General features: G+C 72.1%; 26 protein-coding genes and 1 pseudogene. 15 read left to right on the top strand and 12 right to left on the bottom strand.

The window, feature by feature from the left end; translation table 11 throughout:
- Positions 1-373 precede the first annotated feature (373 nt).
- From QSK30_RS28275 to QSK30_RS28210, 14 genes are all read left to right on the top strand, one after another.
- Positions 374-2,263 carry a type VII secretion-associated protein gene (locus QSK30_RS28275; protein WP_285507380.1) on the top strand — a complete coding sequence of 630 codons (1,890 nt, stop codon included), beginning with the start codon at positions 374-376 and terminating at the stop codon, positions 2,261-2,263.
- A gap of 16 nt (positions 2,264-2,279) precedes the next feature.
- Entirely contained in the window at positions 2,280-2,525 is a 246-nt protein-coding gene (locus QSK30_RS28270) for a hypothetical protein (RefSeq protein ID WP_285507379.1), read from the top strand.
- 197 nt (positions 2,526-2,722) lie between these two features.
- Positions 2,723-3,034, top strand: coding sequence for a WXG100 family type VII secretion target (locus QSK30_RS28265; protein WP_285507376.1), 312 nt, complete (start codon positions 2,723-2,725; stop codon positions 3,032-3,034).
- Between the two features lie 73 nt (positions 3,035-3,107).
- Positions 3,108-3,401, top strand: a complete 294-nt coding sequence (locus QSK30_RS28260; protein WP_285507374.1) for a WXG100 family type VII secretion target — start codon at positions 3,108-3,110, stop codon at positions 3,399-3,401.
- A 314-nt stretch (positions 3,402-3,715) separates the two neighbouring features.
- Positions 3,716-4,159, top strand: a complete 444-nt coding sequence (rplM, locus tag QSK30_RS28255) for a 50S ribosomal protein L13 (protein WP_285507373.1) — start codon at positions 3,716-3,718, stop codon at positions 4,157-4,159.
- A complete protein-coding gene (rpsI, locus tag QSK30_RS28250) occupies positions 4,156-4,779 on the top strand; it encodes a 30S ribosomal protein S9 (RefSeq protein WP_285507371.1) in 624 nt (207 codons plus the stop codon). The genes rplM and rpsI overlap by 4 nt, the downstream gene beginning before the upstream one ends.
- 122 nt (positions 4,780-4,901) lie before the next feature.
- Positions 4,902-6,233, top strand: coding sequence for a phosphoglucosamine mutase (glmM, locus tag QSK30_RS28245; RefSeq protein WP_285507368.1), 1,332 nt, complete (start codon positions 4,902-4,904; stop codon positions 6,231-6,233).
- A 131-nt stretch (positions 6,234-6,364) separates the two neighbouring features.
- Positions 6,365-6,685: a hypothetical protein gene (locus QSK30_RS28240; protein ID WP_285507367.1), complete on the top strand. Its 321-nt coding sequence runs from the start codon at positions 6,365-6,367 to the stop codon at positions 6,683-6,685.
- A gap of 149 nt (positions 6,686-6,834) precedes the next feature.
- On the top strand, positions 6,835-7,158 hold the full coding sequence (locus tag QSK30_RS28235) for a hypothetical protein (protein ID WP_285507366.1): 324 nt from the start codon (positions 6,835-6,837) through the stop codon (positions 7,156-7,158).
- A gap of 2 nt (positions 7,159-7,160) precedes the next feature.
- Positions 7,161-9,557 carry a hypothetical protein gene (locus QSK30_RS28230; RefSeq protein WP_285507365.1) on the top strand — a complete coding sequence of 799 codons (2,397 nt, stop codon included), beginning with the start codon at positions 7,161-7,163 and terminating at the stop codon, positions 9,555-9,557.
- Between the two features lie 10 nt (positions 9,558-9,567).
- Positions 9,568-10,137, top strand: coding sequence for a hypothetical protein (locus QSK30_RS28225; protein ID WP_285507362.1), 570 nt, complete (start codon positions 9,568-9,570; stop codon positions 10,135-10,137).
- A 1-nt stretch (position 10,138) separates the two neighbouring features.
- Entirely contained in the window at positions 10,139-10,456 is a 318-nt protein-coding gene (locus QSK30_RS28220) for a hypothetical protein (protein WP_285507361.1), read from the top strand.
- A 280-nt stretch (positions 10,457-10,736) separates the two neighbouring features.
- Complete coding sequence (locus QSK30_RS28215; protein ID WP_285507359.1) at positions 10,737-12,242, top strand: hypothetical protein; 1,506 nt, start codon at positions 10,737-10,739, stop codon at positions 12,240-12,242.
- Positions 12,243-12,313: 71 nt separating this feature from the next.
- Positions 12,314-12,457: a hypothetical protein gene (locus tag QSK30_RS28210; RefSeq protein ID WP_285507357.1), complete on the top strand. Its 144-nt coding sequence runs from the start codon at positions 12,314-12,316 to the stop codon at positions 12,455-12,457.
- Positions 12,458-12,602: 145 nt separating this feature from the next.
- Here QSK30_RS28210 and QSK30_RS36995 read toward each other — a convergent pair.
- From QSK30_RS36995 to guaB, 10 genes and pseudogenes are all read right to left on the bottom strand, one after another.
- Positions 12,603-12,821, bottom strand: a pseudogene (locus QSK30_RS36995) (transposase family protein); the annotation flags it as partial.
- Positions 12,793-13,194: a helix-turn-helix domain-containing protein gene (locus QSK30_RS28205; RefSeq protein ID WP_285507355.1), complete on the bottom strand. Its 402-nt coding sequence runs from the start codon at positions 13,192-13,194 to the stop codon at positions 12,793-12,795. The pseudogene QSK30_RS36995 and the gene QSK30_RS28205, both read right to left, overlap by 29 nt.
- A 216-nt stretch (positions 13,195-13,410) precedes the next feature.
- The gene (locus QSK30_RS28200) at positions 13,411-14,808 is read right to left on the bottom strand and encodes an FAD-binding oxidoreductase (RefSeq protein WP_285507353.1); all 1,398 of its coding nucleotides are present in this window, start codon (positions 14,806-14,808) and stop codon (positions 13,411-13,413) included.
- Between the two features lie 178 nt (positions 14,809-14,986).
- Positions 14,987-16,852, bottom strand: a complete 1,866-nt coding sequence (locus tag QSK30_RS28195) for an FAD-dependent monooxygenase (RefSeq protein ID WP_285507352.1) — start codon at positions 16,850-16,852, stop codon at positions 14,987-14,989.
- Positions 16,849-17,814, bottom strand: a complete 966-nt coding sequence (locus QSK30_RS28190; protein WP_285507350.1) for an MBL fold metallo-hydrolase — start codon at positions 17,812-17,814, stop codon at positions 16,849-16,851. The genes QSK30_RS28195 and QSK30_RS28190 overlap by 4 nt, the downstream gene beginning before the upstream one ends.
- Positions 17,815-17,902: 88 nt before the next feature.
- The gene (locus QSK30_RS28185) at positions 17,903-19,225 is read right to left on the bottom strand and encodes an IS1096 element passenger TnpR family protein (protein ID WP_285507347.1); all 1,323 of its coding nucleotides are present in this window, start codon (positions 19,223-19,225) and stop codon (positions 17,903-17,905) included.
- Positions 19,226-19,391: 166 nt separating this feature from the next.
- Positions 19,392-21,143 (bottom strand): GMC family oxidoreductase, encoded by a 1,752-nt coding sequence (locus tag QSK30_RS28180; protein WP_285507346.1) that lies wholly within the window; start codon positions 21,141-21,143, stop codon positions 19,392-19,394.
- Between the two features lie 32 nt (positions 21,144-21,175).
- Entirely contained in the window at positions 21,176-21,712 is a 537-nt protein-coding gene (locus QSK30_RS28175) for a GNAT family N-acetyltransferase (RefSeq protein WP_285507344.1), read from the bottom strand.
- Positions 21,709-22,857 (bottom strand): GuaB3 family IMP dehydrogenase-related protein, encoded by a 1,149-nt coding sequence (locus QSK30_RS28170; protein WP_285507342.1) that lies wholly within the window; start codon positions 22,855-22,857, stop codon positions 21,709-21,711. Before QSK30_RS28170 ends, QSK30_RS28175 begins: the two co-directional genes overlap by 4 nt.
- Positions 22,858-22,889: 32 nt before the next feature.
- Complete coding sequence (guaB, locus tag QSK30_RS28165; protein WP_285507339.1) at positions 22,890-24,401, bottom strand: IMP dehydrogenase; 1,512 nt, start codon at positions 24,399-24,401, stop codon at positions 22,890-22,892.
- 245 nt (positions 24,402-24,646) lie between these two features.
- Here guaB and QSK30_RS28160 point away from each other — a divergent pair, with 245 nt between their 5' ends.
- Positions 24,647-25,024, top strand: coding sequence for a DUF5319 domain-containing protein (locus tag QSK30_RS28160; protein ID WP_285507385.1), 378 nt, complete (start codon positions 24,647-24,649; stop codon positions 25,022-25,024).
- A 79-nt stretch (positions 25,025-25,103) separates the two neighbouring features.
- On the opposite strand, the gene QSK30_RS28155 is transcribed toward QSK30_RS28160, so the two are convergent.
- Both QSK30_RS28155 and QSK30_RS28150 read right to left on the bottom strand, forming a co-directional pair.
- Positions 25,104-26,177 carry an anti-sigma-D factor RsdA gene (locus QSK30_RS28155; protein ID WP_285507338.1) on the bottom strand — a complete coding sequence of 358 codons (1,074 nt, stop codon included), beginning with the start codon at positions 26,175-26,177 and terminating at the stop codon, positions 25,104-25,106.
- Complete coding sequence (locus tag QSK30_RS28150) at positions 26,178-26,750, bottom strand: sigma-70 family RNA polymerase sigma factor (protein ID WP_285507337.1); 573 nt, start codon at positions 26,748-26,750, stop codon at positions 26,178-26,180.
- Positions 26,751-26,994: the final 244 nt, after the last annotated feature.

Genomic DNA, 26,994 nt, shown 5'->3' with positions numbered 1-26,994 from the left:
GGGCCCCTAGGCGACCGCGTGGGGAAAAAGCGTGGGGAGAAGGGCATCCCCACCACTGAGGCAAGTTTAGCGGTCGCCTCCCCCCACACGAAGGCAGTCCACCCAATCGAGCACAAACGTAACGGGCATTGCGTACCAGCGGGCTCGACATTTAGAGAGAAAGAGGAAAGATCGACAAGAGAGAAGTCGAAGATCAAGAGATCGAGAGATCGAGAGATCGAGAAGCTGGTAGGTCGAGGGAACTATGGCCAGGTTGCGTTGCGGTTGCCGTTGGGCTCGTTCACCGCCACAGTGCGTCCCGGCGAAGTCTGTGCCGGTGTCCTCGGCTGAGCACGTAGGGTGACCCGGGGACCTGGTGGAGGGGCGGGGACAAGTGGCGCTACGGGTGGCGGTCGACTTCGGGACGTCCAGCACGTGTGTCGCTGTCTCGGTTGACGGTCGTGAGCCGCAGGTCGTCGTGGTCGACGGGCAGCCGCTGCTCACCTCCTCGGTCTACGTCGGCACCGATGGCACCCTGTTCGTCGGGCAGGAGGCAGAGCGGCAGGCCGCGCTCGATCCCTCCCGGTATGAGCCGCACCCGAAGCGCCGGATCGACGAGGCCGAGTTGCTGCTCGGGGACACCGTCTTGTCCATCAACACCGTCTTCCGGGCCGTCATCGGTCGTGCGGTCGCCGAGGCGCGGCGGGTTGCCGGTGGGGCGCCTGTCGACCAGCTCGTGCTGACCCATCCCGCTGACTGGGGCGGTATCCGGACGCAGGTGTTGCGCAAGGCCGCTGGTGGTCTCGCTGGCCGCGTGCTCACGGTGCCCGAACCGGTTGCCGCCGCTGTCTTCCACGCGGCCAGCTTTCCCGGGCCGCCGGGGGTGCACACCCTTGCCGTGCTCGATGTCGGTGGGGGCACCGTCGACGTCAGCGTCGTGCGGACCCAGTCCGCTCGGCCGCCGTACGCTCCCGGGTTCGCCGTGTTGGCCACCAAGGGGAACCCGTCGTTCGGCGGCGCCGATGTCGACCAGCTCCTGATGGAGCACATCGGTGCCACCGTGTCGTCCAGCGACCCGGACGCGTGGCGGTCGTTGGTGGAGGGGCGTGATCTGCCCGACCGGCGGCGCAGGCGGGTCTTGCGCCAGGACGTGCGCGGCGCCAAGGAGACCCTCTCGCGCCACCCGTACACCGACGTCCCGCTCCCGTCCCCGTTCCCCGACGCCCACCTCACCCGGACGGATCTGGAGAAGCTGATCGCGGTCCCGGTCGGTGCCGCCGTGGACCTGGTGCTGGCGACCGTCGCGGCCGCCGGGCTGGTGCCCGCGCAGCTGTCCGGGATCTTCCTCGTCGGTGGTTCCAGCCGGATCCCGTTGGTGGCCCAGCAGGTCGCCGAGCGCTGTGGCGTGGTGCCGGTGACCCTCGACCAGCCGGAGACCGTGGTGGCCCGGGGCGCCCTGCGCGCGGTCGCTCCCGAGCCCGAGCACACCGGTGTGATGGGCGCGCGGTCCATGGCCGACTACACCGCCCCGATCAACGATCGCCCGGGCGCCGGGCCGCGATCGCGGTCCACCGGACCGCGCCCCCAGCCGACCGGTCCCCGTCCGCGACCCGCCGGTCCCGGAGGCGTGGGCACCGGATCACGGCTCCCAGCGGTCTCGCCAGTCTCGGACCCGACCGCTCGGGTCATCGGTCAGGTGACCTCGCCCAACAGCACCAAGCAGATCAACCCCTACGACGTCCCCACGCCGAACCGGCGCAAGACCGCCCTGCTCGTCGGCGCGGGCGTGCTGGCCGTGGCCGCCGGTGTCGGGGTCACGCTGCTGCTCAACCAGGACGAGCCCGACCCCGGCCGGGTGGTCGCCCAGTACGAGTACCGCTTCGCCCTGCCCGAGGCTTGGAAGCAGACCGGTGGCAACCCCCAGGAGCTCAGCACCGAGCTCAAGCCGGTCGGCGCCGAGCAGGGTGCCGACCGAGTGCTGGTCGAGGAGCGCAGGCTCGCCTTCGACTCGGGCACCGACCGGCCGCGCGCGCTCGACCGGCTGCGCCGCGATTTCGAGCGCAACACCGCTTTCTCCGACTTCACCGATCCGGCCAGTTTCGCGGGGCGGGACGTGGTCTATTACCGGGAGCGGTTGGACGAGCGGAACGCTACCGTCGACTGGTACGTCCTGTTGCAGGGCAAGGTCCAGGTGAACGTCGGCTGCCAGTACACCGCCGACGGCCGGGACGGGGTGCAGCGGGCGTGCGAGTCGGTGGTGCGCTCGATGGTGGTGTCGGGCTGATGGCCGGAGGTGGGCGATGACCGGGCCGAACCAGGGGTTCGCCGAGGCGGTGGTGCGGTTCCGCGCCGAGCTCTCGGCGGCGGTCACCCGGGCGCGTCGCGCGTCGGCGGACGCGCGCGAGCAGGGGACCGCGTTCCGCCGCGAGACCGAGCGGTTGGCGGGCCAGGACCCGGCCCAGCGCGCGGCGGTCCGGCAGGCGCGACGGCCCGACCCCGAGGACGACGACTTCTCCCAGCACCAGATCCTGTTCCACGGCGGCTGACATTCACCAACGTGAACCCCGGTCCGGCCCGTCAAACTGGCGTTGACCTGCTGGTTCCCCGGTCGGGCGTTAACGGGAGCAACGACCTGTGGGCAACCCGCACCGAGGTGGAACCAAACCTGGCAGGGTCATCGTCGTAAGCGGCGTACGAACGAAGAAGGCGTACGACCCAACCACTAACCAGGGGGTTTCTCCCAATGTCCGGTTACGGAATCACGCCCGAAGAGATGGCCAAGGCCGCCGTCGACGTCGACAACGTCAACGAGGAGAGCCAGAACGCGCTCAAGAGCCTGGGCTCCGCTCTCCAGCCGCTGCACGACAACTGGGCCGGTAACGCGGCGCGCGCCTTCGCCACCCTGATGGAGCGCTACAACACCGACGCGACCAAGTTGCACAACGCGCTCGCCGCGATCTCCCAGCAGCTCAAGGAGAGCAACGAGGCCTACGTCCGCCAGGAGGAGGAGTCGTCCTCCTCGCTGTCCAACATCTCCAACGTCCTCGGCGGCTGAGCACTTCCTCGCTTCGGCACTGTGATTCCCCGCTCGTACCCAGACTTCTTTTCACACTTCAGGGAGAAACCCCATGTCCGGTGACATGATCAAGGTCAATTTCGCGGAGGTCGCGACGGCGTCGCAGTCGCTGTCCTCGACCTCGAGCCAGCTCGAGACCCTGCTCGGCGACCTCAAGTCGCGCCTGGCCCCGCTGGCCGCCGGCTACACCGGTGCCGCCTCGGAGGCCTGGAACGCCAAGCAGAAGGAGTGGGACAAGGCCTACGACGAGCTCAAGCAGGTCCTCTCCTCGATCGCGGTGGCCGTGCAGCAGTCCGGTGAGAACTACGAGGCCACCGAGCGCGCGAACGCCAGCAAGTGGGGCTGATCGCCGCCGAGCGCTAGGCACGCTCCCGACACCCGAGTGGGGCCCGGATCTCCGGGCCCGGCTCGGGTGTCGTCGTTCGTCCGCGGGGCGAGCGAACCTGAGTGGCCCAGGCCACTCGCGGGTGCCTCGCAGGGGGCGGTTTTGACCCCCCGGTACCCACCCGGTATCTTCTTACGTTGTTGTGCGGCGCGGGGCGTAAAGCTCGACTGGTCGAAGGCGAGTCGAGCAGCGTTGCGCGCCCCTGGACGGACCGGTTGTCCAGGGGTGATGCCCGCACAGGCACCCATGACGCATGTTGACGATGAGGTAGACCCGTGCCCACGTACAGCCCTAAGCCCGGCGAGGTGGACCGCGCCTGGCACGTGATTGACGCCGAGGACGTGGTGCTCGGCCGTCTCGCCACGCATGTCGCGACTCTGCTTCGCGGCAAGCACAAGCCCACCTACGCACCCCACATGGACACCGGCGACTTCGTCGTCATCGTCAACGCCGAGAAGGTCATCCTGACCGGCAACAAGCGGGACCAGGCGTTCGCTTACCGCCACAGCGGTTACCCCGGTGGTCTGCGCAAGCGCTCCTTCGGCGAGCTGCTCGACACCCGCCCCGACCGGCTGCTGGAGAAGGTCGTCAAGGGCATGCTGCCCAAGACCAAGCTCGGCCGTGCCCAGGGCAAGAAGCTCAAGGTCTACGCAGGCCCGGAGCACCCGCACACCGCCCAGCAGCCCAAGCCGTTCGAGATTGCGAAGGTCGTCAAGTGAGCGAGGACGTCGTGACCCCCGAGGTCGAGGAGACCCCCGAGACCCCCGAGGCTGTCGACACCGACACCGCGCAGGTCGAGACCGAGGCTGACGCCGAGGTCGCGGCGGACGACGCCGACGACACCGAGGCCGAGACCGCCGACGCCGGTGGCGTCGAGGTGGAGGTCGCCGTCGACGCTGACGACGCCGAGGACGATGGCGACGAGGCCCCGGTCGCGCTGCCGCACCTGACCTCCGAGACCGCCCAGACGGTCGGCCGCCGCAAGCAGGCCATCGTCCGCGTGCGGATCCTGCCGGGCAGCGGCAAGTTCCTGCTCAACGGCAAGACCCTCGAGGGCTACTTCCCGAACAAGGTCCACCAGCAGCTCATCCGCGAGCCGCTGGTGATCACCGAGAAGCCCGAGTCCTTCGACATCACCGCCCGGCTGCACGGCGGCGGCATCACCGGCCAGGCCGGTGCGCTGCGGCTGGCGATCGCCCGCGCGCTCATCGAGCTGGACAGCGAGGACCGCCCGGTCCTGAAGAAGGCAGGCTTCCTGACCCGTGACCCGCGGGCCAAGGAGCGCAAGAAGTACGGCCTGAAGAAGGCCCGCAAGGCGCCGCAGTACAGCAAGCGCTGACCTCGCGGTCAGTCGCGCACGACACCCAGCGGGAGCAGCAGGTTCGCCTTCGAACTGCTGCTCCCGCTGGCGTTCTCCCTCCCCAAACCCCACTCCCCAGCGCAGCGGAGGATGATCCGCCCATGGCACGACTGTTCGGCACGGACGGGGTGCGCGGACTCGCCAACTCCGACCTCACCCCGGAGCTGGCGCTCGCGATCGCCGCCTCGGCGGCCCGGGTGCTCGCCGCGCACGACTCCTCGCACCGGCCGGTAGCCGTCGTCGGGCGCGACCCGCGGGCCAGCGGCGAGATGCTGCAGGCAGCGGTGTGCGCGGGCCTGGCCTCGGCCGGTGCCGACGTCATGCAGGTGGGCGTGCTGCCCACGCCCGGGGTGGCGTTCCTGGTCGGTGACCTGGGCGCGGACCTGGGCGTGATGATCTCCGCCTCGCACAACCCGATGCCGGACAACGGCATCAAGATCTTCGCCGCGGGCGGCCACAAGCTCCCCGACTCGATCGAGGACGAGATCGAGGCCGGGTTGGCCGAGACCGCCGAGCGGCCGGTCGGCGCGGGTGTCGGCCGGATCTACGACATCGCCGACGCGCACGACCGCTACGTGGCCCACCTGCTCGCCGCCGTGCCGAACCGGCTGGACGGGCTCAAGGTCGTCGTCGACTGCGCCAACGGCGCCGCCTGGGCCGCCGCGCCGCGGGCCTTCCGCGAGGCGGGCGCCGAGGTCATCGCCATCCACGCGCTGCCCGACGGCGAGAACATCAACGAGGGCTGCGGCTCCACCCACCTCGACGACCTGCGCGCCGCGGTGCTGGCCGAGGGCGCCGACCTGGGCATCGCCCACGACGGCGACGCCGACCGCTGCCTGGCCGTCGACGCCGCGGGCGAGATCATCGACGGCGACCAGATCATGGCCGTGCTGGCCCTGGCGATGCGCGACGCGGGCGAGCTCACCGACGACAGCCTGGTCATCACCGTGATGAGCAACCTGGGCCTGCACCTGGCCATGCGCGACGCCGGGCTCAAGCTGCGGGTCACCGCCGTCGGCGACCGGTACGTGCTCGACGAGCTGCGGACCACCGGGCTGGCCCTGGGCGGCGAGCAGTCCGGGCACGTGCTCATCCCCCGGCACGCCACCACCGGCGACGGCCTGCTCACCGCCATGCACGTGATGGCCAGGGTGGCCGCCACCGGCCGGTCGCTGGCCGAGCTGGCGGGCGTGATGACCCGGCTCCCGCAGGTGCTGGTCAACGTCAAGGTCGCCGACAAGGCGGCGGTGGCCGCGTCCGCGGTGGTCAGCGCCGCGGTGCTGGCCGTCGAGGCCGAGCTGGGCGACAGCGGCCGGGTGCTGCTGCGCCCCTCGGGCACCGAGCAGCTGGTGCGGGTGATGGTCGAGGCCCCCAGCCAGGAGGCCGCCCAGACCGCCGCCGACCGGCTCGCCGCCGTGGTCGCGACCGCCTGATGAACATCGGCCTGAGCGAGTTCCTGCTCATCCTGGTGCTGCTGCTCCTGCTCTTCGGCGGTCTCTTCGCGACCTGGGTCGTGCGGCGCCGCCGTCGCTAAGATCGAGTCGGCGACGAGGGGGATCCGCTGATGGACATCGACATCGCCAGGCTGCTGATCATTCTCGGCCTGGCCTTGATCGTGCTGCTGGTGGTGCTGGCTGTGCGTTCCAGCCGCAACCGAAAGCGGCGGCAGGGTTATCCACCGGCCGGATTCCCGGGGCAGCCGGGCTATCCGCCGCCGGGCCACCCGGGTTATCCGCCGGTCCCGCCGGGCTATCCGCCCGCGGGGCAACCGGGTTATCCGCCGCAGGGTCCGCCGGGTTATCCGCCGCCCGCGCAGCCGGGTTATCCACAGTTCGGCCAGCCGGGCCCGGGAATTCCGCCGTCGGGGTACCGCCCGCCGGGCTGAATCGGCTGAGTTGTCCACAGGTCCGACCGACTCACCCCGAAATCCGGTCCGGCTCGGTAGGTTTCTCTTTGCGTACGCGACGGCACCGCAGGTCAGGGCCGTGCGTCGAAGCGGGGAAACCTGTCGAGGGGAAGAGGTCAGGGGGAGCGGTGGCGGTAGACGAGACCATGGCGATGGACCACGAGGTGGTGCGGTCCGCGGGGATGGACATGGCCGACCTGGCGGTGTCCCTGCAGGCAGTCCAGCGCTACGCCACCGGGGACGGGCTCAAGGCCGAGCACTTCGGCGGGACGCCCGACGGTGCCGACGCGTTCACCGCGTTCAACGGCGCCGTCCAGCGGCTGGCGGGCTCGGTCGGCAAGGCGCAGCAGTACTGCGCCGAGGCGTCCCAGCGGATCACCGACTCGGCCAAGGCGACCAAGACCACCGACGTCGACAACGCCTGGGGCCTGACCAAGGCCGGGGGGCAGTGACCGTGCCCGACGGCGGACGCTTCAGCCACGAGGTGCAGGACGCCCTGCAGACCCCGCCCGACGTGCACGCCGAGGACCACTCCGAGGCGATGCTGCGCGCGCTCGACTCGTTCAACACCCTGATGGGCAAGGACAAACTCGGCTTCCTGTACGACAAGTGGCGCAACCACGCCGCCTGCTTGCCCGCCAACAAGGGCAAGTGGAGCTCCCAGCCCGCGTTCGGCGACGGCTGGCAGGAGAAGACCGACCAGTCCGGTGGGCTGTGGAAGCTCAAGATCATCAACTGGGGCCTGATGTGGGGCGCCCGGGGCAGGCTGGACAACCTCGCCAAGGCGGCGGGTGCCGTCGACGGCGCGTCCGGCGCGGTGGTCACCAAGCTGCAGGGCGGCTGGAGCAGCAAGGCGGGCGAGGCCGCCGCCGGCAAGATCAACGACCTGCGGGCGGCGTCGATGGAGTACGCGACCCAGCTCGGCCAGCTGCGCGACCACATGGACGGCGCGCGCGGCAGCTCCCGTGAGGTCGTGCAGAAGCTGGCCCAGTTCGCCGACCAGTCCGACGTCGGCGGCAAGACGATCGCCGACCGGTACGCCGTGCTCGGCGAGGGCGGCGGCTTCTTCTCGCCGCGCGACATCTACTCGACCCACATCGACGAGATGGGCCGCATCCTGGAGAAGGGCACCTGGCGCACCGGGTTCTCCGCCAAGGAGGAGATCGACTTCGGCAGCTCTTTCGACCTCACCGCGTGGGGCCAGGTCGACCAGACGCCCGAGTCGCTGCACCAGCCCGGTCAGGTGCACCTGACCGACGGGCTCGACCGGTGGTCCGACCAGGTCTGCCGCGAGCTCAACGACTTCTGCGAGTGCTACTTCCTGACCATCGGGAACTTCCGGCGCCGGGTCGAGGAGACGATCAAGGCCGTGGAGACGGCCTGGGACACGCTCAACTCGGCCGCCACCGCGATGTCCGCCGACCCGTTCGGCAAGCTCACCCTGGCCGCGGCCACCCAGGCGCCGCCCGAGGAGGAGCCCAAGGAGAAGCCGCCGGAGAAGCCGGAGAAGAAGCCCGCGGACAGCCACCCCGGCGGCACGGACAGCAATGCCCACAACCCGGGCGGTGGGCAGGACACCGGCAACCCGAGCACGCCGCCGGTGCAGGCGCCGTCGACGCCGGACATGGCGACGCCCGAGGTCGAGGTGCCCCAGCCGACCGACCCGTCGGGCGCCACCGGTGATCCCCGGCCCGGCACACCCGCCCAGGGCAGCCCGGAGACCGTCACCATCACCGATGGCGACCGCACGATCGGCGTGCAGAGCCCCGACGGCCAGGGCCACGTCAAGGTCACCGTCGACGACGGCTCGGGCAAGCCCAAGACCTACGACCTCGACTTCGGCGCGGGTGCGAGCCCGGTCGTCGGTCCGGACGGCAAGCCCGTCGAGGGCGTGCTCGGGCCCGACGGCAAGCCGGTCACCGGTTCGTTCGGCCCGGACGGCAGCCCGGTCGACGGCGCCGCGGACGGCACTGCCGGTCCGGTCCGGACCCTGCCCGGTGAAGCGGTGCTGGGCCCTGACGGCAAGCCGGTCGAGCCGGGCGCCGTCGAGCACATCACCGCGGGTCCGGACGGCAAGGCCGTGATCCACGACGGTCCGCTGACCATCACCGCCGAGCGCGCCCCGGGCGACCCGGACACGGTCAAGATCACCGTCGACGACGGCTCCGGCACCCCGGTCAGCTACACCGTCGACTACGCCGACGCCGCGGGCTCATCGTCCACAGTGGATGGTGCAGCCCCGGCTGATCGCCAGGCGTTCGCCGCCCAGGTACCCCGGTCCGACGACTTCGCGAGCGGTCGCCAGGACGCGTTCGCCGCGAGTCAGGACGCTCTCGGCGACGGTCGGCAGGACGCGTTCAGCGCGCCGGGCCACGACGCTTCCGTTGCTGCTGCGGCAAACCAGGACGGCGCCGGTGGTCGTCAGGATGCCTTCAGCGCCGCCTCGGTCAGCCACGACGCGGCTGCGAGCTCCGCGACCGGCGGTGACGGCGGTCAGGCGACCTTCACCGCGGGCGACAGCTCGGGCGCGTGGGGTGCCGCGGGCAGTGTGTTCGACGATCCCGCCGACAGCGCCAACGACCACAACGGTGACACCCCGGCGGCCTCCGGATCCGGCGAGGCCGGGTTGTCCAGTGCGCAGGGCACTCCCGACGCGGACAACCAGGCAGGCGGGCAGAGCGGGTCCGGTGTCGGCGGCGGCATGATGGGCGGGGCCATGGGCGGCGGCGGCGGCAACTCCGGCGACGGCGAGCGCGCCGGGTCGCAGTGGCGCACCACCGGCAACCTGTTCGACGACGACTACGCCGAGGCCGAGGCGCGGATCAGCGGCAGCCTCGACGGCGGGCGGTGAGGGGCGCGCCATGGCCGACGAGATGACCCTGGAGACCCGGTTGATCCTCGCCCGCTACGAGGACATCACCGCCCAGTACACCGCCCGGGTGAACACCATCGGCGAGGAGTTCGCCGCCGAGCTGGCCCGGCACGACGCCGAGGCCGCCGAACGAGACCGGCTCGCCGCCGAGCGCCAGCCCGCGATCGAGGCGGCGCACCAGGCGGCCAAGGAGGAGTACCTGCGCGCCAAGGCCGAGGCCGAGGCGCGGCCGACCCCGTGGGTCCGGGAGAACAGGCCGCAGGTCTTGTCCTTCAGCACCGAGGACGACCCCGCTCCCGATCCCGTGCCCAGGCAGGCGGCGCCCGCGTTCACGCCACCCCCGGCGTTCACAGCTCCCGCCGGGTTCGCGCCGCCCGCCGCGGTGGAGTTACCGCAGGCGCCAGCTCCGGAGTCGTCTCGGGAGCACTACCTGTCGATCGGTTCCCAAGACGAGGACGCCACCCCGCCCCGTCCGCCGCGCCCGGCCCCACCACGCCGGGCCCCGGCGGCCGACGACCAGGAAGACGACGACTGGTCGGGCCGGAGCTGGGTGCGCTGACGTGCCGCCGAACCGCGCCCTCCGCCTGGAACACGAGGCGTTGACCGCGCTCACCCGGGAGGCCGCCGAGCTGCGGGCCGCGCTGGACGACGTCATCGCCTACGCCGAGGCCGACGACCTCGCCGCGCACCACTTCGGCCGCTTGGGCAACACGGCGGGTGCGGCGTTCACCCGGGTTCGCGCCGCCCTGCGTGAGTCGTTCGAGCGGGCGATCCCCGAGATCGAGACGATGACCGCGGCCGTCGCCGAGTCGGCCCACCGCATGGTGGAGACCGACGAGGACGCCGCCCGCCGCATCACCCAGGCCGGCCACCGATGACCACCGCCCGAGCGGAAATCCTTGGCAAGCAAGCGTTTTCGCCCATTGAACGCTTGGCCCTGGTCTTCGGAGGGGTCTCGGCCGGTGCTGCGGACTACGTGGATTGGCACCGCCCAACCCGCCGCGCCGTCACCTGGCCGGGATCCACGACTGCCCGGCCATCGCGCGGTGGGGTTCGACCTGCGCACGTGGCGGTGGTGCCGGGTGGCTCGGCGTGCGTGACCACCGTGGGTGGCTCGCTGGATCCGCGTCAGGGGAAAGTCGCACCGGTGGTCTTGTGATGAGCGCCGCCGCGATCCGTGCCGCCCTGGTCGAGCCGGCTGGTGCCGACTCGACGGACACCTCTGACGCCCGGCTCGCGGGCGCCCTCGAGCAGTGGCGCGCCCGACTGTCTACTCGCGACACCGGAGCGCTCTACGCGCGCTGGCGCGAGCACCCGGTCGCCCGGCGCGGCTGGGGCGAACAGCCCTGGGGTGTCGAGGACGACCGCCTGGTCGACGACCTGCGTGGCCTTGAGTTCTGGCGGATCCGGGCCAGTCGCGACAGGTTCGCCGCGCTCGCGACCGCCGCCGAGGCCATGCGCCGCAGCGCCGGGGCCTTGCGGGCTCGGGTAGCCGACACCTGGGACGGCGCCGCCGCCGATGCGGCCGCCGCGCGCTTCGACCACCTCGCGAGTGCCGCGCACGCCTGGCAGGACGGCTTGACCCAGGTGTCCGCCTCGCTCGACGGCGCCCGCGCGGTGACCTCGACGGTGCTGCGCCGCTGGTCCGAGGAGACCGGCGCGCTCCGCGACATCGCCGTCGACGACCTGGCCACCCGGCAGACCCAGCTAGACCGGCTGGACGCCGCCCTGGCCACCGCGGGTCCGGAACGGCTTCGCGGCCCCGGCATCGATCTCAACCGAGGTGGCCCCCCGTGGCCCACCTCGGAGATCACCGCCTACCTCGACGACTTCTGCGCCCGCTACGACGTCGTGATCCGCCGCATCCGTCGAGACCTGCGGGCAGTGCACGAGGCCACGGCCCGGACATGGCAGACGTTCACCGACACCCTGGGCGAGATCGACCCCGACCCGTTCGCTGCGCTGACCCGTAAGTCCACAGTGGATAGTCGGGGTCGGCTGACCATCGACGACGACGGGCACCGGGTCACCATCGACGCGGGACCCACCCTGGGCATCACCGTCGACCACGGCACGGGGACCCCGAAGACCTATGTCATCGACCCGCCGCAAACCGCAGCCGACGCCGCGTCGAGCGGGGTAGGCGGCCTCCCAGTCAACGGTGCCGCTGGTGGGGAAAGTGCTGGCGCAGAAGGCATTCGCGTCGAACGCGGTGCCGAGGCTGTTCGCCCCGGCGGCTCCCCAGACCCTGGTGGGGCGGGTGGCCCAGGTGGCGGGGGAGGCGGCGGAACTGACGGTGGCGGGTCGGGCGGCGGCAGTGGCGGGACGGGCGGAGGTGGAACGGGCGGTGGCGGTGCGCGTGCCCACGAGGCCCCACTCCTACCGGGCGCCGCGACCGGGGCGGAGGCACCCGCGCACCCCGATCCACGCCAGTCCGATCCACGGCAGTCCGCCGTGGCCGCCGCCAGTCCGCAGGCCCAAGGTGGTGCCGGGCAGGGCGGCATGATGGGGATGGGCGGCATGGGCGCGGGCGGCGGGCAGGGCGGCGGCGACACCGAACGCAAGTCCAGCCAATGGCGCCTCACCGGCACCCTCTTCGACGCCGACGACCCCGCGGCCACCTTCGACGGCATCGTCGGACAAGACCCGGGTCGCGGCCGCTAACGACCTCGTGGATGGTTGGGTGGGGCCGCGCGACGACGTTGACTGGTTGTGGCGGGTCACCGTGGCGTTGCGTGGTCATCGTGCTGATGGTCGGACAGAAGTGCGGCGACGGCCCGGACGGTGTGGTCGAAGGTGTCGCGGCGCACGGGGTGGCGGGCGAGGGATCGCCGGTTCTTCAGGTGGCCGATGCCGTGTTCGACGCGGATCCGTGGTGATGAGTGGGCTTTGCGGTGATGAGTGGGCTTTGCGTTGCTCCGCATGGCGTTCCTCGTACCAGGCCGGCGGGTTCCGACGGAACTTGCGGTGCGATGGCGTGTGCACCGCACCGCCGGTCCGCGCGCCGAGGCCCTGATACCCGGCGTCGGCGAGGATCCGGATACCCCGCGCCCCGGGCAGCAGTTCGGGTGGCCCGCTGTCACGGGCTCGGGTGATGTCGACGACCGAGCCGGGCACGGTGGCCCCGCGGAACAACACCCTGCCCCCGGGATCGGTGACAATCATGGTCTTGACGGCGTTCCGCCTGCTCTTGCCCGAGACGAACCGGTCCCGGTCAACGGTGTTCGCCGCGCGACGACGCACCCGTACCCCGGTGGCACCACATGATCGCGTCCGATCCTGTGGCGCCCAGGTGGTCGACACCTCGGCCAAGGTCCGCGGCCGCCGGGTAGTCGCCGCCCCGGCATCCGCGCTCGGCCAGGATCGGACGGATCTCGTCGACCGCCTGTGTGACGGTCGACCAACCCACCCCCAACCACACGGCCGGCACGTCGTGGGGGACACCATGGCGAAGATGCACCAGAGTGGCCAACAGCCGGTCGAGGAACACCAACCGGTACCTCGCGCCCGCGCGCAGCCGTGGCCGAGCCGCACATCGCGCGTCCCCACGGGCCTGCCAGACCGGGCCGACCCCCGCCACCAGATCCGCGATCACCTGGGCCGACAGGCCCGTCACCCGACGACTCGACACCACCGCCGCACACCCCACACCAAGATCATCTCGCGCGGCCCCCCAGCCATGCACGAGGTCGTAAGCACCGTCTCGCAACTGTTGTGAGTCGCGAGGACGGAGTCCTTGTTGGTTGTTGCGGTCAGGCGGTGCGGGCGAGGTCGGCGACTCCTGCGACGGGGTTGGTCAGGGTCGGAACCGCGTGCGGTCCGCGGTCCCGGGTCAGGCGCGGTGGATGGACTGGGCGAAGGTGAAGACCTGGTCCGGGTCGTAGCGGCGGGCCACGCTGTTCAGGCGGTTGATGTTGGAGCCGTAGTAGGCCAGGCCCCAGTCGGGCATGGCGGCCTCGATGTAGTTCACGTAGCCGCCGCGGGCGCCCAGGCGGGCCAGGGCGTCGCGGACCTCGGCGACCGCCCTGGCGGCCTCGGGCTGTTTGTCCACGGTGGTCTTCTGGTAGATCTGGGCGGTGGCCAACGCCTTGCGGTGCGGGAAGGGGGTGGCCGTCGGGTCCACTCTGGACACGGCGCCGCCGAGGGAGTCCAGTAGCAGGTCCATGTCGGTGCGGCCGACGAGCAGGTCGGCGAGGGCGTTCGGGTCGGCGACCGCGGTGGGGAGCACGCGCGAGGACGCCACGAAGGTCTCGCGGGGGAGCGACTCGGGGCCGCACTGGGCGATCGAGCGGTTGGCGCAACCGGCGAAATAGCGCATGGCGTCGAGGTAGGCGCGCTGGCTCACCGAGCGGCCGGAGGGCTTGCCCGCGCGAGCGACCAAGCGGTCCAGCAGCGGGTTCAGGCCCGACTGCGGCCCGACGAAGCACCCGTTGACCCGGCACTTCGTGGCCGCGCCGCCGGTGATGACCACGTTGGACCACAGCTCGTCCGGGGCGCTCGCCGTCCACTCCTGCCAGGCGCCGACCACGTCGGCGACCGAGCCCTCCGGGTAGGTGAGCTGGAAGACCGCCAGGCTGGGCGCGGGGACCGTGGCGAAGGTGAACGAGGTGACGATGCCGAAGTTCCCGCCGCCACCACCGCGCAGCGCCCAGAACAGGTCGGGCTCGCTGCTCTCGGACGCGGTGCGGATCGTGCCCTCGGCCGTGACCACCTCGGCGGACACCAGGTTGTCGCAGGTCAGGCCGTACTTGCGGGTGAGCACCCCGATGCCGCCGCCCAGGGTGAGCCCGCCGATGCCGACCGTCGGGCAGCTGCCCGCGGGCAGTGCCCGGCCCGCGGCGGCCAGCGCGGCGTAGACCTCGATCAGCCGAGCGCCCGCGCCGACCACGGCTGTGCCGTCGGCGCGGACGTCCACAGCGGACATGCCGCCCAGGTCGACGACCAGGCCGCCGTCGGGGGCCGAGTAGCCCGTGTAGCTGTGCCCGCCGCTGCGGGCCGCCACCGGCAGGCGCGCGTCGCGCGCCAGGCTGACGCACGCCTGGACGTGCTCGGTCTTCGAACAGGTCGCCACCGCGGCGGGTGCCTGCTTGTCGAACAGCGGGTTGTACGAGCGGCGGGCCGTGTCGTAGCCGTCCTGGCCGATCCGGTGCAGGCCGCCGCCCAGCCGCGACCGCAGTCCCTCCCAGTCGGGCGGGACCGCGGCGGGGCGGGTGGTCGGCTGGTTGGTCACGCTGCTCCCGGGGGCGGTGGTCGGTTGGGGACCCCGTGGTGCCGTCCCCCCGGAACACGATGCCGCGGTCGCCGCCGCCGTGCTGATGCCCGCCGCCCGCAGAAATGTTCTCCTGCTGATCAAGTCCCCGACCTTCCACCCGCGAGGACCTGATCTCAGCACCGCGGGAGCCCGACTGCTAGCCGTGTCCGTTCCCAGTAGACACCGGCGAGGGTTGTTTTTCCCAGCCCGAAACCGATCTCCCCGAGGCCCGCAGCACCGCCGCCACCAGCGATTGGGCCGAATGGACGCTCGGTAACACCGCGGCGAGGTAGCCGTCCGGCCGCACGAGCGCCGCCCCGTCCGGACCGATCCGCAGCGCGGCCGCCACGTCGTCGGGCACCCGCAGCACGGTGATGTCCTGACCGACCCCGTGCGGGTTGGACCAGGAGGCGACCGCCTGCTCCGTTCGACCGACCTGGACCGCCGACTCGGCTGCCCGCGCGGGCGACGGGGTGGCCACTCGGCCCGCAGGATCGGCCAGGACCCGCTGCGGGGACCCATCCGTGCTGGGCGGTCCCAAGGTGGGTACGCCGGTGGTCGAACGGGTGGTGCCTGCCCCGTCGTGCAGCGCCGAGTGCGGCTGGGTGGCGTTCGTCGAGGGCTCGGGACCGGGTGCCGGCTGCCCGGGGGCACCGTCGAGTTCGGGCAGGGCGGCGTCGCGGGCGGCCAGCACGGTGAAGCGGAGACCCAGGTGGTCGCGCAGCCGGGTGCCGCCGGGCATCGGCAGGTCGGGCAACAGGACACCGGCCAGCGGCGGCCTGGGCTGCCCGGCCGCCCGGGGGAAGGCCGCCAGCTCCGCCGCCGGCGCCGGTGTGGTCAGCGGCGAGTCCAGGTACCAGAACGGCTCGGACAGCTTGCCGGAGTCGATGTCGGCGCGAACCGCCGGATCGGTGACGCTGCGCTCCAGCACCTCCCGCCTGCGGGCCCACTCGTCGTCGTCGGCGGGGCACAGGAAGCGCATGGTGGTGCCGGTGACCCGCAGGTTCTCGTCGGTGGCCGGGCCGCGTTCGAGGTCGTAGGAGGCCAGCAGCCCGGGACCGCCCCAGCCGCGGCGGACGGCGGCGATCTTCCACGCCGCGTTCTCCACGTCGGCCAGGCCGGAGTTCATGCCGCGGGCGCCGAACGGGCTCATGATGTGCGCCGAGTCGCCGCAGAGCAGCACCCGGCCGACCGCCAGGCGCGGCACCCGGCGCTGGTGGAACCGGTAGAGCGAGGCCCACACCAGCTCGTAGTCGATGTCGCCGAGCACCTTGCGGATGCGCACGTGCAGCTCGCCGCTCTCCTGCTCGGCCGCCAGGTCGTAGTCGACCGGCACCTGCCAGTCGATCCGCCAGACCGAGTCCGGCTGCGGGTGCAGCAGGGCCTGGCGGCCCGGGTTCCACTCCGGGTCGAAGTAGAACCGCCGCTCGGGCACCGGGTAGGCGAAGTCGGCGCGGATGTCGGTGATCAGGAACTTGTCGTCGAAGGAGTGCCCGTCGAAGCTGAGCCCGAGCAGCTTGCGGATGGTCGAGCGGCTGCCGTCCGCGGCGATGCAGTGCGTGCCGCGCACGGTGTAGTCACCCTCGGGACCCTCGAGCCGCAGGGTCACACCGTCCTCGTCCTGGTCGATGTCGACGGCCCTCGTCGAGTACCGCAGGTCGATCAGCGGCTCGGCCAGCACCCGCTGCTCCAGGACGTGCTCGATGCTGTTCTGCGGGGTGTTGACGAACGGCGGGAAGTGCCCGGGCGCGGGCTCGACGAGGTTCATCGTGACGACCTCGTGCTCGCGGTAGAAGATCCGGCCCGAGTACCAGGTGACCCCGGCCTCGACCACCGGCCAGCCCGCCTCGACCCGGTGCAGCACGTCGAGCACGTCGCGCTGCACGCAGATCGCCCGGCTGCCCTCCAGCAGCCGCCCGGGCAGCGCGTCGACGACGATGGTGGGGACGCCGTGCCTGGCCAGGACCAGCGCGCCCGCCATCCCCACCGGACCGGCGCCGACGACCAGGACCGGCTCGCTCACTCCCCCTCCTGCAGCGCCGCCCACACCTCGCGGTCGCGTTCGGCGGTCCAGACGACCGGCCAGTCGTGCCCGCCGAGCTCGTCCCAGTAGCGCTGCACGTCGAAGGGCAGGCAGTGCTCGAAGATCGGCCAGCGGCCGTACTCCGGCTCCAGCGCGGTGTGCGTGGCGCGGAACGCCTCGCCGACGGTGCCGCCGCGACCGTGCACCTCGCCGACGATCCGGCGCAGCTCGTCGAGGAAGTGCCTGCTCTGCGCGACCGCGGCGTCCACCGCCGCCCGGCCCCGGGCCACCGCGCCGCGGCCACCGACCAGCGTCTCGGCCCCGAACGCGCCGATGTTGTCCAAAGTGGACGTCGCCCAGTCGTCGTGGAAGGCGTCGCCGGTGTAGAGCGCGGCCTGCGCCTCGACCAGGTCGCCCGCGAACAGGATCTTCTGCTGCGGCAGCCAGGCGACGATGTCGCCCGCGGTGTGCCCGCGGCCGCAGTGGGCGAGCACCAGGTCGCCCCGGGTGCCGCCGAGCGGGATGACCATCCGGTCGGTGAAGGTCAGCGTCGGCCAGGTCAGCCCGGGGATGCTCGCGGGCTCCTCGAACAGCCGCGGCATCCGCCCGAACTCGCTGGCCCAGTCCGCCTCCCCGCGCTCGGCGATCAGCGCGCGGGTGGTCTCGTGGGTGACGATCTCCTGGGCGTCGAAGGCGCTGGCACCCAGCACGCGGACCGCGTGGTAGTGGCTCAGCACCAGGTAGCGGACTGGCTTGTCGGTGCGCTCGCGCAGCAGGTCGAGCCACCGGCGCGCCGCCACCGGTGTCGCCCGGGCCTCGAAGCAGACCAGGAAGTCCTCGCCCTCGATGGCACCCACGTTGGGGTCGCCCTCGGCGGTCAGCGCGTAGACGCCGTCCGCGAGCTCGGTGAAGGTCTCGACTTTGCGCTCGAGGTCGGCGCTGGATGCGAATGCTTTCGTCACGACCGCAACACTGCCACCGGTCGGCGCCTCGGTACAGGGTCGGCCCGCGACCGGTGGACGACTCACGGCATTGTGGACAACCTCGCGGTCAGCGCAGGTCGGACAGGGCCTCGGTCACCTCGGCGGCGCTGAACCGAGCCGGGTCGAACTCGGCCGCGTCGGCGATCCCGAGCCACCTGAGCAGCTCGGCGTGGTCCTCGTGGGCCGGGTCCGCCAGCGTCTCGACGAGCCCGGCGTAGCCCCACAGGCCGCCGCAGTCCTCCGGGGGCGCCGCGCGCCTGCCCCCGGTGCACCGGGGGTAGGCGACGTCGGGCCGCCGGTCGAGCACCTTCTCGACCAGGATGTCGTGGGCCCAGCTGTCCCCGAAGTCGTACCGGTAGCCGAACCTCGCCCCAGCGCCCGGGGCGACCTGCTCCAGCGTCACCGAGGTCGTGGCCGGGTGCCCGAGCCCCTGCTCCGGCACGCCGAACTCGCCGAACGGGGTCTCGAACTCGTGCAGGTGGCTGTCGTCCCAGTCGAACGAGCGCTGGATCACCTGGTGCAGCCCGGCGAGGGTGGTGTCGGCGGGAACCTCCAGCCTGCGCCAGATCGGCGGCTTGGCACCGGATAGGCCGATCTTGAGCTGGTACACCGGGGCCTGCCCGGACGACCGCCGCCGGGGCGGCTTCCGGTAGGGCAGGACGACGGCGTCCGGCACCTCCGCCGCGAGGTCCTCCGGCCAGGGCAGGGTGGCCAAGCGGGCGCGCAGCAGCACCGACAGGGTGCTGTAGCCAGGGCCGTCCTCCTCGTCCTCCGAGAGCTCGGCGAGCCCCTCGGTCAGGTCGCGGTCCAGCCGGGCGTCCAAGGCCTGTTCCAGCAGCAGCCGGTACTCGGCCGGACTGATCGCCTCAGGCCGGAGGTCTCCACTCGCCGCGATGGCCCGCACGATGTCGGGGAGCTCACGCGCACCGGTGAGGAAGACGCCCTGCGCCACGCCGTCTGGGTCAACGGCCACCAGGACGGCGTGCGACCGCCGCGCCCGGTGGAACACGCCAACGAGCATCGACGGGGCCGCGTGCCCGCTCGTGAGCCGCACCAGATCCGTCGCTCGGACCGGCGTCGCCAGCTCAGCGGCCCAGGCGGGCTCGGGCGCGCCCGAGCGGACGAGCCGGCCGGCAGCCGCGGCAGCGGCTTCGGACGAACGGGCGTCCCCTGCGATGGCGCCGAGGCAGAGCAGCAGCGCCACCGCGCCGACGCCGCCGCGGGCCTCGATGTCCGGTATGAGTACCTGCACGAGAGCGTCGGCGAACGCCTCCGCCGCGAGCGTCCCGATACTGAGGAACGAGGCCGCGATCAGCTCGGTGTCCAGTGGGTCCGGCGATGTCGCCAGCGCCGCCCCGGTCTTGAGCAGCTCGTCGATCAGAGCGCTCACTCGTGTGGGCAGCCCCTGGCAGTCAGGGCAGTCGCACGCCTCTTGACCTCCCTCCACCAGCCTGGGGCCGCCAACTGGCTTGTGAGCGGTCTTGCGACCTTTGCTGCGCGGGCTCATAGCCCGATTGTCCTCGGCGTCGAACCCCCGCGCGTGACCGGCGTGTCAGTCAGGGCTGGCGGACGGCGGTTTCGCGCGGAGCGCCGTTGACGCGCACGATCGGTAGCCGGAGCGCACCCGGCGCCTCGGCCGGGACCGCGGGCCGGATCGGGGCGACCGGGGTGAGTCGTTCGTAGGCGGCCCCCTGCCGGGGACGTGGGTCCGCGTCGCCCTTGTTGGGCCAAAGCGAGAACGCGCGCTCGGCCTGGGCGGTGATCGTCAGCGACGGGTTCACGCCCAGGTTCGCGGTGATCGCGGAACCGTCGACCACGGAGATACCTGGGTAGTCGTAGACGCGGTGGTAGGGATCGATCACGCCGTCCTCGGCGCTGCCGCCCATCGCGCAGCCGCCGATGAAGTGCGCGGTGATCGGGACGTCGACCAGGTCGCCCCAGGTGCCGCCCGCCATGCCGCCGATGTGCTTGGCGGTGAGCTGGTTGGCCTCGTGCCCGGCCGGGATGAACGACGGGTTGGGTTCGCCGTGGCCCTGCCTGGAGGTGTACCGGCGCCGCCCGAACAGCCCGCGCCGGGTGTAGGTGGTGATCGAGTTGTCCAGGCTCTGCATGACGAGCAAGATCACCGTCCGCTCGCTCCACCGGTAGCCCTGCAGCAGCTGTGCGGTCTGCACCGGGTGCCGGAGCATGAACCGGAGCGCCTGCCGGTACCGCGGGACGGGCGACGCGCCGTCGGTGGCGATCGTCTGCAGCAGGCTCATCGCGTTGCTGCCCTTGCCGTAGCGCACCGGTTCGATGTGCGTCGTCTCGTCCGGGTGGATCGAGGACGTGATCGCCACACCGCGGCTGTAGTCGTGTTCGGGGTCGACCGAGGTGCGGCCCGCGCCGAGGATCGCCTCGGAGTTGGTGCGGGTCAGCTCGCCCAGCCGCGCGGAAAGCCTCGGCAGGGTGCCGGAATCACGCATGTCGTGCAAGAGGTTCTGCGTGCCCCACGTGCCCGCCGCTAGGACTACCTGCCCTGCGGTGATGGTGGAGCGGAACTTCTTCGACCGCGTACCGGTCTTGCGCACGTCGATCTCGTAAGAGCCATCCCCGCGCGGGCGCACGCTGGTGACGGTGGTGAGCGGGATGACCTGCGCCCCACCCTTCTCCGCGAGGTACAGGTAGTTCTTGACCAATGTGTTCTTGGCCCCCACCCGGCACCCGGTCATGCACGACCCGCACTCGGTGCACCCCGTGCGTTCCGGTCCCGCGCCGCCGAAGTACGGGTCGGCCGCCCGCTTGCCCGCCGCGCCGAAGTACACGCCCACCGGGGTCGGGTGGTAGGTGTCGGCCACGCCCATGTCGGCCGCGACCTTGCGCATCACCTCGTCCGACGGCGTCACCGTCGGGTTGGTGACCACGCCGAGCATCCGGGACGCCTGGTCGTAGTGCGGGCCGAGCTCGGACTCCCAGTCGGTGATGTGCGCCCACTGGCGGTCGGCGTAGAACGGCTTGAGCGGCCGGTAGAGCGTGTTCGCGTACACCAGCGACCCGCCGCCGACCCCCGCGCCCGCGAGCACCAGGACGTCCTTGAGCAGGTGGATGCGCTGGATGCCGAAGCACCCGAGCCGCGGCGCCCACAGGTAGTTCCGGATGTCCCAGGACGTCTTGGCGAACTCGTCGTCGGCGAACCGGCGACCGGCCTCCACCACCGCGACCCGGTAGCCCTTCTCGGTCAGCCGCAGTGCGGCGACGCTGCCGCCGAAGCCCGAGCCGACCACGACGACGTCGAAGTCCGGCTTGTTACCGGTGAGTTGCGCGCCCATGGACTGAGGTTATGCGCTGGTCGGGACCCCGGCTAGGGTCCGAACGGATTTTTCTGTGACCTGGAGTAACAGTCCAGGTCGCTCCTGAGCAGCCCGAGCAGAACCAGGTCCCGCCGCACGCCCCCGCGCAGCTGTGCGCCGCGCACGATGCCCTCTTCGCGCAACCCAGCTGCGGTTAGCGCTCGCCGGGCGGCAGCGTTGTCCACGTCTGTCGCGGCCTCTACGCGATCCAGGTCGGTGGTGGCGAAGAGGTGCTCGATCAACAGCCGCAAGGACCCCACACCCGCGCCTCGCCCACGCGCGGCGGGCAAGAGCGCGATACCGAGGTTCCACGCCGCGCACGCCCGGGTGCGGCCCCAGCCGACCTGGTGCCAACTCAGCTGGCCGAGCAGCTCACTGGTCGGCGAGTCGAGCAAGACGGCCCTGACCAACCCGACCGGCGGCGCCTGCGGGCGGTCGTCGGGGTCGACGTCGAACGCCGAGTCCCAGCCCGCGGCCATCAGCTCGGCGTCGCCGTCGGCGGGCACGGCCAGGGTCAGCCCACCCGCCGCGGCGAGGACCCGCCTCACGAGCGGACCGTCAGGCCGACCTTCTGGAACTCCTTGAGGTCGGAGTAGCCGGTCTTGGCCATCGACCTGCGCAGCGCGCCGAACAGGTTGACCAGGCCGTCGGCGTCCGCGGACGGGCCGAACAGCAGCGTCTTGAGGTCGACCTCGATGTCCTCGGCCACCGGCAGCACCCGGCTGCGCGGCAGCGACGGGTGGGCCGCCGCCGAGGTCCAGTACAGGCCCCGACCGGGCGCCTCGGCGGCCAGCGCGAGCGGCGCGCCGAGCATGACCGCGTCGGCGCCGCAGGCGATCGACTTGGCGATGTCGCCGCTGGCGTGCACGTCGCCGTCGGCGATCACGTGCACGTACCGGCCGCCGGTCTCGTCGAGGTAGTCCCGCCGGGCGGCGGCGGCGTCGACGATCGCGGTGGCCATCGGGACCCCGATGCCCAGCGAGCTGTCGGTCGTGGTGACGCCGTCGCAGTGCCCGTAGCCGACGATCACGCCCGCCGCGCCCGTGCGCATGAGGTGCATCGCAGTGCGGTAGTCGTGCACCCCGCCCGCGATCACCGGCACGTCCAGGTCGGCGATGAAGCTCTTGAGGTTCAGCGGGGCGTCGGAGTCGTTGGAGTCGCGGGCCACGTGCTCGGCGGAGACGATCGTGCCCTGCACCACCAGGATCTCCACGCCCGCGGCCAGCAGGTCGGGGGTCAGCTCGGAGGCCCGCTGCGGGCTCACCCGGACCGCCACGGTCACCCCGGAGTCGCGGACCTGCTTGACCGCCTCGGTGATCAGGTCGATCCGCAGCGGCGCGGCGTGCAGCTCCTGCAGCACCCGCACCAGCGCGGCCGGGTCCTCGCCCTCCTCGGCGGCGGCGACCAGCCGGGCCAGCGTCTCCTCGACGTTCGGGTGCCGCGCCCACAGGCCCTCGGCGTTGAGCACCCCGAGCCCGCCCAGCTCGCCGACGGCCACCGCGGTGGCGGGCGAGACGATCGCGTCGGTCGGGTGGGTGACCAGCGGGATGTCGAACCGGTAGGCGTCGATCTGCCAGGTGGTGGAGACGTCCTTGGACGAGCGGGTGCGCCGCGACGGCACGATCTCCACCTCGTCGAGCCCGAAGGCGCGCCGGGCCGTCCGGCCCATGCCGATGTCGACAAGATCCCGCACTGGGGGTGTTCCTTTCGGGAAGCGCTAAGAGGTCAGCGAGTGGTGTAGTTCGGCGCTTCGACGGTCATCGTGATGTCGTGCGGGTGGCTCTCCTTGAGCCCCGCGGCCGTGATCCGGATGAGCTGCGCCCGCTGCAGGTCGGCGATGGTGCGCGAGCCGGTGAAGCCCATGCCCGCGCGCAGGCCGCCGACGAGCTGGAACACCACCTGCGAGAGCGGGCCGCGGAAGGGCACCCGCCCCTCGATGCCCTCGGGGACGAGCTTGTCGTCGGAGAGCACGTCGTCCTGGGCGTAGCGGTCCTTGGAGTAGCTCTTGGCCTCGCCGCGCGACTTCATCGCGCCCAGCGAGCCCATGCCCCGGTAGCTCTTGAACTGCTTCCCGTTGACCAGGACCAGCTCGCCCGGCGCCTCGGCGGTGCCCGCAAGCAGGCTGCCCAGCATGACCGAGCTGGCGCCCGCGGCGATGGCCTTGGCGATGTCGCCCGAGTACTGGATGCCGCCGTCGCCGATGACCGGGATCCGGGCCGGACCCGCGGCGAGCGAGGCCTCGTAGATGGCGGTGATCTGCGGCACGCCGACGCCCGCGACCACGCGGGTGGTGCAGATCGAGCCGGGGCCGACGCCGACCTTCACCCCGTCCGCGCCCGCGTCGACCATGGCCTGCGCGCCCGCGCGGGTGGCGACGTTGCCGCCGACGACGTCCACCGCGTCGCCGAGCTCCTTCTTCAGCCGGGCGACGATGTCGAGGACCGCGCGGGAGTGCCCGTGCGCGGTGTCGACCATCAACACGTCCACCCCGGCGTCGAACAGGGTCATCGCGCGCTTGTAGCCGTCCTCGCCGACGCCGACCGCGGCGCCGCAGATCAGCCTGCCGTCCGGGTCCTTGGTGGCGTTGGGGTACTGCTCGGTCTTGACGAAGTCCTTGACGGTGATCAGGCCGCGCAGCTTGCCCTCGCCGTCGACGATCGGCAGCTTCTCCACCTTGTGCCTGCGCAGCAGGCCCAGCGCGGCCTCGGCGGAGACCCCGACCTGCGCGGTGACCAGCGGGCCCTTGGTCATGACCTCGCTGACCAGGCGGGTGTGGTCGACCTCGAAGCGCATGTCCCGGTTGGTGATGATGCCGACCAGGGTGCCCTCGGCGTCGGTGACCGGCAGACCGGAGATCCGGTAGCGGGCGCACATCGAGTCGACCTCGGCGAGGGTGTCGCCGGGGGAGCAGGTGACCGGGTCGGTGACCATGCCCGCCTCGGACCGCTTGACCGTCTCGGCCTGCCGGGCCTGCTCCTCGATCGAGAGGTTGCGCTGCAGGATGCCGATGCCGCCCTGGCGGGCCATCGCGATGGCCATCCGGGCCTCGGTGACGGTGTCCATGGCCGCCGAGGCGAGCGGGATGCGCAGCGTGACGTTGCGCGAGATCCGGGTCGCGGTGTCGACCGTGCTGGGGATCACATCGGACTGCGCGGGCTGCAGCAGGACGTCGTCGAAGGTGAGCCCGAGGGTGGCGAACTTGGGCGGAACCCCGTCGGCGTTGAGCTCGCTGGTCATGGTGGGTGGCGGACCTTCCTGCGGGGCGTGCGGACCCGGTGGCCGAGCCGGGGGTTCGGGGGTGGCCTGCTACCGCGCCGTTGGCCCGCGTGCACGCGCGGCCGGGCCGGTTCGCCCATGGTATCCGGGCAGTCCCTTGGCCCCGCCCGGTACCGTGCGTGGTCGTGGCGCATGACGCAGTTCCCCCCAACCCGCTCCCCGGTGGCCCGTGGGACGAACGCCCCGCCGGGGACCCGCGCGGGGCGCTGCCGCCCGACCCGTTCGCGGGCGACCCGGACGATCCCGCCCGGGCGCTCGACGAGCCCGATGACGAGGCAGGCCCGCCGATGAGCCACGAGGAACGCGAAGAGCTGCTCGCCGACCTGACCGACCTCGCGGTCTACCAGGCGCTGCTCCAGTCGCGCGGGGTGCGCGGCATCGTGGTCGACTGCGGTGAGTGCGAGGAGCCGCACTACCACGACTGGGCGCTGCTGGCGGCGAGCCTCGAGCAGCTGCTCAACGACGGCAAGATGCGCCCGCACGAGCCCGCGTTCGACCCGGACCCGTCGGCCTACGTCAGCTGGGAGTACTGCCGGGGCTACGCGGACGGCGTCACCGCCAGCGAGAACGAGAACGCCCTCTAAGAGGCTTGCGCGGCAGGAAGAGACCTACAGACACCAGGAAGGGCCCGCCGGACATCCGGCGGGCCCTTCCTGCGTGCTGCTACGGGCTGGTGGTAGTCGTACCGGTCTCGGTGAGCGGTTGACCCTGCCCCGACTCCACAGGGCTGCTGCCGGGCTCGTTGACCCGCGGTGCCTCGCTCTGCGGCTGCGTCGGTGTGTCCGAGGGCTCCGGCGCGGTAGTCGTCGTGGGCTGCGTCGTGGGCTCGGTGGTCGGCGCGGGCGGGGTCGTCGTCGGCTGGGTGGTCACGGGGGGCACCGGGACGACGGTCACCTGCACGGAGGACGGCTGCTGCGTCGTGGGCGCGGGCGGGGCGGTGCTCGGCGAGGCCGAAGGCGGCAGCTGCACGCCGTTCGCGGGGGCGCCGGGCAGCTGGGAGACCAGGTCGGCGTGGGTGGCGGCCAGTTCGGCGGCGCCATCCTCGTTCGCGATGGCGGGGAGCCCCTTCTGGGCGTCCTCGAGCTTGGACTTCGCCTCGGCGACCTTGCCCTCGGCGAGGGCGGTCTGGGCGATGTCGAGGTCCTGGCGCACGGAGGCGGCGGCCTCGACGGAACGGGCGTGGTCGGCGTAGAGGACCTTGGTCAGGCCCCACAGGGTGTCGCCGGGCTGGGCGTCGCGGGCGGCCAGACCCGCGCCGGTGAAGGCGATGGCCAGCACGGCGGCCGCGGCGGCGAACGGCACGAGCAGCCGGGGTCTGCGCCGCTTGCGGTGCTTGGCGGCGAACACGGTGGCCACCGCCAGCTTGGTGTCGACCAGCTCGCCGATGGGCGTCGAGTCGACCTCGTCGCGCCAGGAGGTGAGCAGGGCCGCGAGGTCGTCGTCGCGGATGTCGTCGGGCAGGTCCGAGTCGAGGCCGCCCAGGCCACCGGTACCGCGGTCACCGCGCACGGCGGCTCCGAGGGCGTCGAGGAAGGCGTCGTCGGCGTGCACGCGGGAGATGTCGACCGCGTCGTCGGAGTCCTCGAGGTCGGCGAGCTGGTCGAGGTCGTACTCGTCGTCGAGCCGGAGACCGGACCCGAACGCGACCGGGGTCACGTTGGAGTGCTCACCGCGGGCGGGGGGCGACGATGTCACCTCGTCCACACCGCGCTCATCGCGATCGCTCTGATCGGGCACTCAGGCCACCTCCTCCGCCGACAAAGTCTTCCGCAACCGGGCAAGTGCCCGGTGTTGAGCCACCCGAACCGCGCCGGGCGTCGACCCCACCGCCTCCGCGGTCTCCTCGGCTGACAGGCCGACCACCACGCGCAGCACCACGATCTCGCGCTGCTTGTCCGGCAGTACCCGCAGCAGTTCGCTCATCCGCCTCGACAACTCGCCTTGCATGGCCCGTTGCTCGGGCCCCGCCTCGGTCTCCGGTTCGTCGGGTACGTCGGCGACGGGCTCCGATCGGTTACGCGCCGAGGCGCGGTGCGCGTCGGCGACCTTGTGCGCGGCGATCCCGTACACGAAGGCCAGGAATGGGCGGCCTTGGTCGCGGTAGCCGGGCAGGGCCGTCAACACCGCGAGACACACCTCCTGTGCCACGTCGTCCGCCGAGGCGAACGATCGCTCCTGCCTACCGACGCGGGCGCGGCAGTACCGCACCACGAGGGGCCGAACAGACGCGAGCACGCGTTCGACCGCTCGAGGATCACCCTCGACGGCAGCGCTCACCGACGCGTCCAGTCCGTCCCCCAATGTGGTCATCGCAGAATGCAGCCCTGGTGTTACGAATGTGGTCAACTCAAGGACACCGAACCGAGTCCGTTCCCCGGCTCGATGACCACCGTACCGCCCTGTTCGGTGGCCCCGCGGGGGCTGTGGTGGACGACGGCGCCGCGGCTGGGCGCCGCGGTGGCGGCAGTGGCACAGGACACAGTAGCTGGCGCGCGAGCGCCCCGGGAGTCCGATCTGCCCGGGTGGGCACGCACGACGAGCCGTGCGTGCCCGT

Source organism: Actinokineospora sp. NBRC 105648, assembly GCF_030269645.1.
In the GTDB taxonomy this organism is placed as follows: Bacteria; Actinomycetota; Actinomycetes; order Mycobacteriales; family Pseudonocardiaceae; genus Actinokineospora.
This window is presented reverse-complemented; position numbering and strand designations above follow the sequence as displayed.